Source organism: Bacteroidia bacterium, assembly GCA_016218155.1.
Taxonomy (GTDB): Bacteria; Bacteroidota; Bacteroidia; order Bacteroidales; family GWA2-32-17; genus GWA2-32-17.
The window spans coordinates 75,659-88,060 of the sequence record JACREQ010000111.1 but is presented as its reverse complement, the minus strand read 5'-3'; the positions used below and the strand labels follow the sequence as shown (position 1 = coordinate 88,060).

The 12,402-nt window shown below is 29.3% G+C and carries 14 protein-coding genes; all 14 read left to right on the top strand.

All coding sequences use genetic code 11. The features are described from left to right. The first annotated feature begins 51 nt into the window (after positions 1-51). The 14 genes from HY951_19030 to HY951_18965 all read left to right on the top strand — a co-directional run bounded on the left by HY951_19030 (position 52) and on the right by HY951_18965 (position 12,396). Positions 52-966 carry an NAD(P)-dependent oxidoreductase gene (locus tag HY951_19030; protein ID MBI5542159.1) on the top strand — a complete coding sequence of 305 codons (915 nt, stop codon included), beginning with the start codon at positions 52-54 and terminating at the stop codon, positions 964-966. 78 nt (positions 967-1,044) lie between these two features. After that, on the top strand, positions 1,045-2,223 hold the full coding sequence (locus HY951_19025; protein ID MBI5542158.1) for a DegT/DnrJ/EryC1/StrS family aminotransferase: 1,179 nt from the start codon (positions 1,045-1,047) through the stop codon (positions 2,221-2,223). Between the two features lie 6 nt (positions 2,224-2,229). Further along, positions 2,230-3,414, top strand: a complete 1,185-nt coding sequence (locus tag HY951_19020) for an ATP-grasp domain-containing protein (GenBank protein MBI5542157.1) — start codon at positions 2,230-2,232, stop codon at positions 3,412-3,414. Between the two features lie 2 nt (positions 3,415-3,416). Then, on the top strand, positions 3,417-3,938 hold the full coding sequence (locus HY951_19015; protein MBI5542156.1) for a GNAT family N-acetyltransferase: 522 nt from the start codon (positions 3,417-3,419) through the stop codon (positions 3,936-3,938). Beyond that, positions 3,939-4,652, top strand: coding sequence for a class I SAM-dependent methyltransferase (locus HY951_19010; protein ID MBI5542155.1), 714 nt, complete (start codon positions 3,939-3,941; stop codon positions 4,650-4,652). 27 nt (positions 4,653-4,679) lie between these two features. After that, a complete protein-coding gene (locus HY951_19005) occupies positions 4,680-5,729 on the top strand; it encodes a glycosyltransferase (protein MBI5542154.1) in 1,050 nt (349 codons plus the stop codon). Further along, a complete protein-coding gene (locus HY951_19000; protein MBI5542153.1) occupies positions 5,711-6,997 on the top strand; it encodes an O-antigen ligase family protein in 1,287 nt (428 codons plus the stop codon). Before HY951_19005 ends, HY951_19000 begins: the two co-directional genes overlap by 19 nt. Positions 6,998-7,043: 46 nt before the next feature. After that, positions 7,044-8,198, top strand: coding sequence for a glycosyltransferase family 4 protein (locus tag HY951_18995; GenBank protein MBI5542152.1), 1,155 nt, complete (start codon positions 7,044-7,046; stop codon positions 8,196-8,198). 72 nt (positions 8,199-8,270) lie between these two features. Then, positions 8,271-9,371 (top strand): DegT/DnrJ/EryC1/StrS family aminotransferase, encoded by a 1,101-nt coding sequence (locus HY951_18990; protein MBI5542151.1) that lies wholly within the window; start codon positions 8,271-8,273, stop codon positions 9,369-9,371. A 28-nt stretch (positions 9,372-9,399) separates the two neighbouring features. Next, positions 9,400-9,801, top strand: a complete 402-nt coding sequence (locus HY951_18985) for a WxcM-like domain-containing protein (GenBank protein ID MBI5542150.1) — start codon at positions 9,400-9,402, stop codon at positions 9,799-9,801. Continuing rightward, positions 9,798-10,214: a WxcM-like domain-containing protein gene (locus tag HY951_18980; GenBank protein MBI5542149.1), complete on the top strand. Its 417-nt coding sequence runs from the start codon at positions 9,798-9,800 to the stop codon at positions 10,212-10,214. Before HY951_18985 ends, HY951_18980 begins: the two co-directional genes overlap by 4 nt. A gap of 8 nt (positions 10,215-10,222) precedes the next feature. Then, the gene (locus tag HY951_18975) at positions 10,223-10,447 is read left to right on the top strand and encodes an acyl carrier protein (protein MBI5542148.1); all 225 of its coding nucleotides are present in this window, start codon (positions 10,223-10,225) and stop codon (positions 10,445-10,447) included. A 2-nt stretch (positions 10,448-10,449) separates the two neighbouring features. Continuing rightward, positions 10,450-11,664, top strand: a complete 1,215-nt coding sequence (locus HY951_18970; protein ID MBI5542147.1) for an acyl--CoA ligase — start codon at positions 10,450-10,452, stop codon at positions 11,662-11,664. Between the two features lie 3 nt (positions 11,665-11,667). Next, positions 11,668-12,396: an SDR family oxidoreductase gene (locus HY951_18965; GenBank protein ID MBI5542146.1), complete on the top strand. Its 729-nt coding sequence runs from the start codon at positions 11,668-11,670 to the stop codon at positions 12,394-12,396. Positions 12,397-12,402: the final 6 nt, after the last annotated feature.

The following is a 12,402-nucleotide window of genomic DNA, read 5'->3' as shown; positions in this document are numbered from 1 at the left end:
ATTTTTAAAGCGATTTCTTTCAAATGTAAAATAATTAACAATTATAATATTATGAAAATTCTTATCACAGGAGGAGCCGGATATAAAGGCATTAAACTAACAAGAGCTTTGTTAGAAGCAAAATATGATGTTACGGTATTAGATAATTTTATGTATGGTTTTGAGCCATTTCTTTTTCTTACAGAATATCCAAATTTGACTGTATTGAAATCTGATATAAGAAATGAAATAAAAAATCTTCATAGTTATGATGTGGTGTTTCATTTAGCCGGTATTAGCGGATTTCCTGCTTGTGCAGCTAATCCAAGTTCTGCTATTTTGATTAATGTTGAGGCAACAAAAATATTAGTAAAAAATCTTTCAAAACAACAAATATTAATTAATGCTTCTACTACTTCTTTTTATGGAAGGTCTGGTGTTGCATGTGATGAAAACACATCGGTTGATCCGGTTAGTACATATGGAATTACAAAGTATGATGCAGAAAAAATTGTGTCTGACAGAGAGAATTCTATTAGCTTGAGATTTGCTACTGTATTCGGACCTAGCCCAAAAATGAGAATGGATCTTATGGTTAACGATTTTACATATAAAGCTATGAAAGAACATGTAGTTGTTCTTTTTGATAGCTTTGCCAAAAGAACGTTTATTCATGTTGACGATGCTGTAAATTGTTATTTGTTTGCATTAAATAATTTTGAAAAAATGAAGGGTCAGATTTTTAATGCAGGAGGAAATAATTTAAATTATTCAAAATTAGAAATAGCAAATCTGATAAAACAAAAAGTAGATTTTAATATTATTGATTCTGATATTAAAGATAAAGATTTAAGACACTTTATTGTTTCGTTTGATAAAATTGAAAAGTTAGGATATAAACCAAATAAAACAATTGAGCAGGGAATTGATGAATTAATAAGGGTATTCAATTTTTATGAATATTATTCCCATTATAGAACTATTTAGTTTTGTATGTAAAGTCTAAAAAACTTCTTTAGATTGTAATTATTAAAATACATTAATTGAAAAATAAAATTGAAATAAATGAAAAAAAACGATCCGGCATTAGCTATTAATGGTGGTAAGCCTATTTCAAACGAACCCATACTAATTCACAAGCCGTTTTTACAGGAAGATGATTATGAGGCTGTTGATAAGGCCTTAAGATCTACTTTTGTTTCAGGTGATGGTCCTGCTTGCAGGGAATTTGAAAAAGAAATGGCAGAATATCTAGGAGTAAAACATGTACTATTTGTTAATTCTGCAACAAGTGCATTGGAGCTTGCGTTCAGAGTAAAAAATTTTAAAGAAGGCAGTGAAGTTATTATTCCCGATTTTACATATACTTCTACTGCACTTGGTGCTATTTACAATAATTTAAAAGTAGTTCTTGCTGATGTCTATTCAGATAATGGTAGTTTAGATATTTCAAAACTCGAAGCATTAATTACTGAAAAAACTGTTGCTATTGCACCAGTTGATTATGGCGGTATTCCGGCAGAAATGGATGAAATTAACAAAATAGCAAGAAGAAATAATTTATATGTCGTTCACGATACTGCGCAATCAATTGGTTCTGTTTATCGTGGTGTAAAAACAGGTGCATTGGCAGATGTTTCTACTTTTAGTTTTCATGGCACAAAAAACCTGACATCAGGTGAAGGTGGTGCCGTAACAACTAACTCTGACGAAATAGCAGACAGGATTAAAATAATGAGGGAGAAAGGAACTGATAAATATTCATTTCTTACAGATAATAAAACAAGAGGTTTTTACGAATACGTTGATATAGGGAATTCTTATGTACAGTCTAATATTTTAGGTGCATTAGGACTTTCGCAGCTAAAAAAACTTGATAGTATGAATGCCGAAAGAAAAAGTATTGCACATTATTATAAGGAGCATTTATCGGGCATTACGGGTCTTGATTTTATGAGAATTACTGATGGTTCAGAGCATAACTGGCATTTGTTTGGAATATTGGTTCCACCTGAAGAAAAATATTGGATTATGGATGCTTTAAGGGCTGAAGGTGTTATGTCAAATGTACATTATACCCCGTTGCATAGAAATAAATATTATACAAATTTAGGGCAGGATATAGATTTTCCAGGTAGTATGGAATTTTTTAGTCGGTTGTTAAGATTGCCCATTTATCCATCACTAACTGAAAGTGAAAAAAAGAATGTTGTTAATGCAGTTAAAAAAGTATTTAATGTTTAGTTTATAATGGAGAGCATTTTAATCTTTGGGGGTGGCGACAACCAGAAAACTTTAATTACTGGAGCAAAAGAACTTGGTTATAGAACTATTGTTATAGATCCAAATGAAAATGCATTAGGAAAAAAATATGCAGATATATTTGAAGTTGTAGCTCCAAAAGATTATGAAGGTACTAAGGAGATTGCTGAAAAATATAATATTAAAGGTATTGTTACATGCCAAATGGAGAATCCTTTATTGTTAATGGCGCAATTGGCAGAAGAAAAAAAATATAGATTTCCAACAGTTGAAGGAATAAAAAGAGCTCGTGATAAATACCTGATGAAACAAGCTTTTATTAAAAATAAAGTGCCTTGCGCTAAAGGTTATTTAATAAATTCTCCGTCAGAAATTGATGATAAAAATATATTATTTCCTGCAATTTTAAAGCCAGTTGATTCTTTCTCGAGCAGAGGTGTTTTTCGAATAGAGAATAAAGCTGATTTAGAAAGATATTTTAATCTAACAGTTGCTTTTTCATCAACAGGTAAAGCAATAGTTGAAGAGTTTATTGAAGGACATGAATATAGTGTGGAAAGTGTTACTAACAATGGAAAAACATTTGTTATTCAAATAACAGAAAAAGAAATAACTCCATTTCCTCACACGGTAGAAATGGCACACATACAGCCTGCAAATATTTCTGACTATGAAAAAGAAGCTATTGAAGAGATTGTTAAAAAAGCTATTATTGCTTTAGAACTTGATAATTGTGCAACTCATGCTGAGCTTAAAATAACAAACAAAGGACCTAAAATGGTTGAAATTGGTGCACGTTTGGGCGGTGATTATATTACCTCCCATTTAGTCCCATTGTCAACTGGAATTAATATAGAGAAATTATCTGTTCAGATTGCAATGAATGATTTTATGGGAGTCCCTGTAAGAAGTGAGAATGCTGCAGTAATTAGGTATCTGAATTTACCTGCCGGTAAAACAGTAGTTAAAGTAGAACAGTGGAGTGACTTACTTAATGATGAGCATTTAGTTCATGCCAATATATTTTTAAAAGAAGGAGAACTTACATCAGAAATAACCGATTCTTCAAAGAGAGCCGGTTTTGTAATTGTTAAAAGCAATAACAGGCATTCTGCTATCGAAAATGCATTAAAATACTCAGAAATATTACAATCCAAAATTAAAGTATTATAACTATGCTCATAGGAAAAAATGTTAAACTAAGAATGATTGAAAAAGAAGATTTAACTTTATTCAATCAATGGAGAAATGATTTAGAAATAAAAAATCAGGCTATTCTTCATCCATTTCCTGTAACAAAGGAACTTGATGATAATTGGTACAATAAAGTAGCCAACAATGTTCAAAATAATGAAGTCTTTTTTACTATAACAGATATAAAGGAGAAAGTAATTGGTTATACTATGCTTAAATCAATAAATTGGATTCATCGGAATTGTTATTTTGGAATTATTATTGGCGATAAAGAGAATCAAGGGAAAGGAATGGGTAAAGAAGCATTAAGCCTTTTAGTTGAATATGCTTTTGCAACATTGAATTTACACAAAATTACTTTAGAAGTATTGTCAAATAATATTAACGCAATTAAATTATATGAAAATAATGGTTTTAAAAGAGAAGGAATTTTGGCTGAGCATGTTTTTATAAATAATAAATATGAGGATGTAATAATTATGTCGAAATTTAAAAACAAATAAATGGCAAATAAAACAAATAAACCGGAGATATGGGATGCATACCAGACGGTAAGTCGTGAAGCATATTCAGGAAAGTCGGGAAAAAATGATCCTACATATTATTATATTATAGATTTACTAAAAGAAAAGAAAATAGTGAATTGTGATTTAATGGAGATTGGTTTTGGAAACGGTAAAACATTAGAGTTACTTTCTTCAATTTTTAAATGGGTCTGTGGTGCCGATATTTCACCAAAGAATATTGAAATTACAAGGGATGAATTTTTGAAAAAAAAAATTGCTAACGCTGATTTTAGGGTTGTGGATCTTATGAATGAAAGTGAAGTTAAGGTTAAGTATGATGTTGTTTTAGTAAATCATGTGCTTGAACATTTTCGTCATGACGAATTGATTAAAGTTGTAGAAAACCTAAAAAAGCTTTTAAAGAACGGAGGTAAGGTAGTTGGTGCTGTTCCTCATAAGTTGCCTTTAACTTATAGAATATGCCCTAACTGCGGTCATTCTTTTGAACAGGATGGACATCAGATTAGTTATACACTTGATGAATTCGAAAATACTTTTAAAAAATTGGGTTTTAAAAATGTTGAAACAAGAGGGTATAATATTTCTTTTTTAAGTAGAAATGATAATATGATAAAAAAAATAATAAGAATGTTATACTATAATATGACAAAGCAACCAATTATGCAGATAGAATTCTGTATGTACGATTAACAACGTACAATCATAAATATTTAAGAAATGAAAATTGTACTAATATCACTTAAAGCATACACTTTAACATCGTTGGTTGTTCAAGGATTTGAAAGTCTGGGATGGTCAGTTATTGTAATTGACCCAAATGATTATTCAAGTAGATTTCAGAAAAGAAGAACAAGATTATACTCACGGTTGCCTGTAAAATATTTTGGAAAAGCACTATCAAAAATTCAGGCAAACTTAAATAGTAAATATTTAGAAATTATTGAAAAAGAAAAGCCTGAATTAGTAATAGCATATAATGATATGCAATTGTTGCCCGAAACAGCAATAAAAATAAAAGAAACTTCTAAATTGGTTTTTTATTTAGGTGATAGTCCTTATTTTGTTCATAAAAGATCATATAATCTACCCACATTTTTACAGGCCGATTATATTTTTGCGCCCGATACTTTCTGGATTGAACAACTAAAAGTTATTGGGATTAAAAATGTTGATTATCTTCTTTGGGGTTATTCTAATAAAACAAACTTTATAACAGAAATAACAGAAGATGAAAAGAAGCAGTTTGCTAATGATGTTGTGTATGTCGGTCGTAACTATCACGATACTTGGGGATATAAAAAGGCTTTATTATTTAGCAAATTAACAGAGTTTGATTTAAAGATTTATGGTGATTCGTCATGGGTTAAATGGTTTTCATATTTTCCTCAACTTAAAAATAAAGTTGTTTTAAGAAAAAAACCGCTTACTTTTAGTGAAGTAAATTGTGTGTATAATTGCTCAAAAATTACTGTGGTTGATGGTAATCCAGGCATTCTTAATGGTATTCATCTTCGGGTATTAGAGTCTATTGGCTCTGGAATATTACCTATTGTTGAATATCGGAAAGATATTCCCTTAATTTTCGGGTCAATAAAAATCCCTGTCATTAAAGATTATTCAGAAGTTGCTGATGTTGTTAAATATTATCTGGAGAACGAGAATGAAAGAACAATTTTAACTGATACTTTATTACAGCATGTAAATGCTAATTATACTCCTGAAATTGCAGCTAAATATATTTTACAAAAATGTTTCGTAACAAATTAAATATATTATTAATAACTCTTTTTATTGTAACCGGTGGTTTAAAAACTTTTGGTATTGCATGGTATTGGTTATCACTAAGAACACCATTCTTTAATGTTACAGATAGTCTTGTTTTAATAATATATCTGCTTTTTATCTCATATTTTATTAAAAAGAAAAAAATAGTAATATTTAAAGGATTTCTTTTGCCTTATGTTTTAATTATAGGCTTATTGTTTGTAGAAATAATTAGGGGCATCTTATTCCAAGGTATAGGAATAGGTCTAATTGCTCAAAGATTAATTCCTATTTATACTATCGTCTTATTCTTTCCAATGATTAAATTAATTAATGATGAGAGTGATATTAAGTATTTTATGAATACACTTTATTGGATTGCATTTATTGCCTCCTCTGTATATCTTTATCAGTTTATTACAGGTGCAGATTTTGAAGCATCTGGGGGGGCTGCCGATTATGAAGGGATAAGGAGAATAAATAATCCCGGAATTTTTATCGTGGCACCAATGACAATTTTGGGTTTATCAGAAATTATTTCTAAACCGGCGACTAACAAAATGCTATATAAATATTTTGTTGTTATTTTATCGCTTGTTGTTTGTATTCTCACACTCTCAAGAGGCTTTATTTTCGGATTATTTATTTCATATTCGCTTATACTTTATATTCATTTAAAACAAACAAGGCGCCTGTCAATGTTGTTTAACTATGCATTACTTTTAAGTATTATAGGGTTTTCTGTGTTAACAATATTTACAGCTATTGGCTTTAATTCTTCTGTTTTTTCAAATAGAATGTTATCTGGTTATAATGATATTTCAAAAAATGAAGGAACTTTTGCAACAAGATATCAGATGTTTTCAGATAAGATGGGTGTGTTACTTAGCGAAGTGCCGGTATTTGGGGTTGGATTAAACTATAATGATTACAATTCAGAAGAAGTTATATCAGTTGTTTATAATGATCCATATGCTCTTAATGGCGATTCTACATGGCAAAATGTTATACTTGTTTTTGGATTAATTGGTGTTTATTTGTTTTTTCTGATTTATATTAAAATATATAAAACAGGAATTAAGATATATAAGTCAGCGAAATCTATATCAGCCAAATCATATGCTTTAGGCTTTGCTATAATGCCTGTTTTCTTTTTTTTTCATGGTTTTTCTTCAAGCTATTTTTCTGTACAAGGACTAATGCTTTTAAATATTGTAATTGCTCTTTTATATTTATTAAATGAAATAGAATTAAAGGAAACTGAGATGTGATTATAATTAGTCATTTTATTGTTCCAAATTAACGTATTTTGCAAAAATGAAAATTGCATTTATTCTTCCGCAAAATGTTCACGATAAGGGGATCTGGTCAGGTACTCCTTATTATATGTATAATCATCTTAAAAATAGTTTTAATGAAATTGTTACCATTAGCCCTATTAAAAAAGGTAATCGGTTATTATATTTTTTATTTACTTCGTTTTCGTCAATATTAAATAAATTAACCAGAAAACAATGTGTAAATTATTATCATTCTTATTTTTTACCAAAGATTTATGCAAAGTACATAGATAACATATTGAAAAATGATCCGGTTGATGCAATAGTTTCACCTTCAAATATTCCTTTTCTTTACACAAATAGCAGCACTCCATTATTTATAATAACTGATGCTACAGTTGATTTACTTTATAAAGAGTATAACAATGGAAAGGGTTGGTCTAAAAAATATTTAAAATCTCAAAGACACTGTGCAATAACTGTTTCAGATAAAGCTGTTCATATAGTGTCATCATCAAAGTGGATTATTCCTTCGTTAGTTAATGATTTTAATATATCATCATCTAAAATTACTGTAATACCATTTGGCGCTAATTTAAATACAGATAATATAAAGTTTTCTATAAAAGAGATTAAGGATAATGAGCCTGTAAAACTTTTATTTGTTGGTAAGGGTTGGGACAGAAAAGGCGGGGCAATTGCTATTGCAATTTGTGATGAACTTATTAAACAAAATGTAAATATTCAGCTAACAATTGTTGGCAGTAAAGTTCCTGATGAATTTAGCAGACCGTATATTACAAATTATCCGATGCTTAATAAGAATAATCCTCAAGAATTGTCGATTATTGATAAGTTATATATTGATGCCCATTTTTTTATATTGTTTCCAGGAGCAGAAATGTATGGAATTGTTTTTTGTGAAGCTGCCGCCTATGGTTTGCCATGTATTTCTAATAGTATTGGTGATATATCTGAAATAGTTATAAATAATGAAACAGGTATTGTACTTCCGCGTGATAGTAACTATGTCGATTATGCAAAACAGATATTATTTCTGATAAAGAATAAAGAAAAATATAGAGAGATGTCAGTTCTTTCTCGCAAAAGATTTGAAACAGTATTAAATTGGAATGCTTTTGCATCAAAATTGCATGAGACAATAGAAAAGGTTTTAAACATTAAATCATAAAATTATTTTTGGTGTCATTTATAAATATAGTTGTAATTTCTGAATTTTTAATAGAAAATCTAGTACCTTAAAATGGAGATAAAATTTCTTGATATACAAAAAATAATTAAGCCATATAATATTGAGATTCAAAATGCAATAAACAGTGTTATAGAATCCGGATGGTTTATTTTAGGAAAAGAGGTTGAAGAATTCGAAAAGAATTTTGCAAAATATATTGGAGTAAAACATTGCATTGGTGTAGCAAATGGTTTAGATGCATTAATACTAATATTTCGCGCTTATATTGAGATAGGAAAATTAAAGCAAGGCGATGAAATAATTGTTCCTGCAAATACATATATTGCTACTATATTATCAATTTCTGCAAATGGTTTAGTGCCGGTTTTGGTTGAACCTGAATCTAATACTTTTAATATTGATTCACTAAAAATAGAGGAAAAGATTTCATCTAAAACGAAGGCAATAATGCCGGTTCATTTATACGGACAATGTGCTGACATGACCCATGTTCTTGAGATTGCAAAAAAACATAATTTACTTGTAATTGAAGATGCTGCCCAGGCGCATGGTGCAACGTGCAATAAAATCAAAGCCGGAAGCTTTGGAGATGCGGCGGGGTTTAGTTTTTATCCCGGAAAAAATCTTGGAGCTTTGGGCGATGGAGGTGCTATAACAACAAACGATGATAAATTGGCAGAAACTGTAAATGCTTTAAGAAATTATGGCTCTCATAAAAAATATTATAATTTGTATAAGGGTACTAATAGTCGTTTGGATGAAATACAGGCAGCTATACTTTCTATTAGATTAAAATATTTGGATACAGAAAACGAACATCGTCAAAAAATTGCAGATTACTATCTGTCTAAAATTAAAAATTCCAAAATTATATTGCCAATTGTTGCGAATTACGGAAAACCGGTATGGCATCTTTTTGTAATAAAAACAGAAAAACGGGACGAGTTACAAAAATATTTATTAGATAATGGTATTCAAACTGTAATACATTACCCTGTACCGCCACATAAACAAATTGCATATAAAGAATGGAATAACTTGTCATTTCCTATTACTGAAACAATACACGATCAGGTATTAAGTTTACCAATTAGCCCTGTTTTAACTATACAGGAAGCAGAATATGTTGTTGGAAAAATCAATAAATTTTAAATCCCAAATCCTAAATCCCAAATCGATAATGGATAACGTATACCGAATTGATCTTCCAAAAATAACCGACCCTCGCGGAAACTTATCATTTCTTGAAGGCGGAAATCATATTCCTTTTGAAATAAAACGAGCATACTGGATTTATGATGTGCCCGGCGGACAGGTGCGTGGAGGACATGCATATAAAACATTACATGAATTTGTAATTGCTTTATCCGGAAGTTTTGATGTAGTTCTTCATAATGGAGTTAAAGAAGAAGTGTTTTCTTTAAACAGATCTTATTATGGGCTTTATGTGCCAAATGGAATTTGGAGAAGAATGGAAAATTTTTCGACTAACTCATTATGTCTTATATTAGCTTCTCAAGTTTATAACCCCGATGATTATATTTATAATTTTCATGATTTTTTAAAGCTGTGCAAAAAATAAATTTTCATACAAGTACTATTGATGATTGCAAAATTGTGCAATTACCAAAAATTCATAATCCGGCAGGAAATATTACTGTTGTTACTAACAATGAACAACTATGTTTTGAGATTAAAAGAGTGTTTTATATATATGATATACCTGGTGGAGAATCTCGTGGGGCACATGCACACAAGGAGTGTCATCAGTTTTTAGTTGCAGCCAGCGGTAGTTTTGAAGTTGAGATAGATGATGGAACAAATAATAGAAATATTTTTTTAAACAGACCATTTTATGCTTTGCATATCCCTCCAGGTATTTGGGCTCACGAATTAAATTTTTCATCAGGAGCAATTTGTTTAGTACTGACTTCAGAGAAATATGAAGAAAGTGATTATTTAAGGAAGTATAATGATTTTTTAATATTAAAATAATGTTTTATATGAACGAACTTTTGGAAATAATTAATACTGTTTTAGCTAATGCTAACAAAAAAACTGTAGAATCAGTTAATGATAATATGCATTTAAGAAACGATCTTGGTTTTGATTCATTTAATCTGGCCGAATTAACCGTAAGGATTGAAGAAAAGTTTGGTATAGATGTATTTGAAAAAGGTCTTATTAATACTATTGGAGAAGTTAAAAGAGAATTGAATATTTTGTAAAAATGAATAATTTGTTCTTTGTTGACGAAAATAGTCACACAAGCTTTACTTATCAATATTTATTAGATTATTTAAATAGTGCTAATGATTATACACCTTGTTATAAAAATCCTAATATTGGGAAATATTTATTAAACTTAATAAAAGGGTTAGTTTCGGGTAGTAATATTATTTTGGTAGACAATGATATAAGCGACAATGAAATAATAAAGCTTGAAATTGAACAAAAGTATTTTGAAACAACAAAGATTAAAATTGATATAAATAATATTGATTTAATAATAGAAAGAGTTAAGGCTTCAAATTCTGAAATTACTTTATTTACTTCTGGAACTACAGGTACACCAAAAAAAGTAATTCATTCGGTTGAGAGTTTAACACGTAATATTAAAATAAATAATAAATACTCTGATAATGCGTGGGCATATTGTTATAATCCAACTCATATGGCTGGCTTACAGGTATTCTTTCAGGCATTTTTTAATAAAAACTCATTAATTTATCTCTTTTCACAAAAAAGAGAAAACATATTTATACAATTTAATAAGTATAATATAACAAATATATCAGCAACACCTACTTTCTATAGATTGCTTTTACCATTTCAACAAGCATTTAATCTTATTAGTAAAGTAACGTTTGGTGGCGAAAAAACTGATGATAGCCTAATTGAAAAAATGAAACAGTTTTTTCCGAATGCGAAATTTTATAACATATATGCATCAACAGAAGTTGGTTCATTACTCACATCAAAAGGCGAATTATTTAGTATTCCTGAACAATATGCAGGTAAAATTAAAATAGTTGATAATGAATTGCAGATTTTTAAATCATTATTAGCTAAAAGTTTTCAATTAGCTGATGATTGGTATTATACTGGCGATTTAGTGCAAATTGTTTCAGAGGTGCCACTTTTATTTAAATTCAATGGACGAAAAACCGAGATGATAAATTCTGGTGGATATAAAATTAATCCTAAAGAAATAGAAGAAACCATTATACAATTGCCCGAGGTAAGTTACGTAAAGGTGTTTGCAAAAAAAAATTCTGTGTTAGGAAATATTGTTTGTGCAGAAATTCTTTTTGAAAATAATTGCAAGTTAACAGAAGAACAGATAAGAACTTTTTTGAATACGAAGTTACAGGATTTTAAAATACCTAGAATATATAAGTTTATTGATAAAGTTGAAATGACTAATAATGGCAAATCAAAATAGCAGATGAACAAAAATATAGTTTTAACCGGAGCTTCAAAGGGATTAGGATTAGAAATTGCAAAAGAGCTTTTACAAAATGGATGTAATGTTTATGCAATAAACAGAAGCCTAACGAGTGAATTAGAAAGATTGAAAAATCAATTTCCAGAAAATCTATTTATTGATCTTTTTGATTTATCTGATTCAAAAAACATAAAAGAAAAAGTTTTTAAAAACTTTTTATCGTATAATGTTAAAATTGATGGTTTTGTTAATAATGCTGCATTAGCCTATGACGAAATAATTACTAACACAATGCACGAACCACTTGATAAAATGTTTAACTTAAATGTATTTGCTCCAATGTTAATGACATCTAATATTATTAGAAATATGTTGTTTCATAAAACAAAAGGAAGTATAATTCATATTTCATCAATAAGTGTACATACAGGATACAAAGGATTGTCGATGTATGCTGCCAGCAAAGGGGCTTTAGAAGCATATTCGAAAAATACAGCTCGCGAATGGGGCGAAATAGGAATTCGTTCAAATTGTATAGTTGCTGGTTTTATGGAAACTGAAATGAGTGCAACATTAACAGATGAACAAAAGAATAGAATATATAAAAGAACCTCTTTAAAAGAAGCAACTGATTTGGGGAGTGTAGCTAAAACTATTTCGTTTTTATTGGCAGATGATTCAAAATCAATAACTGGTCAGAATATATTTGTAGATTCTGGAACAATTTAAAATTTA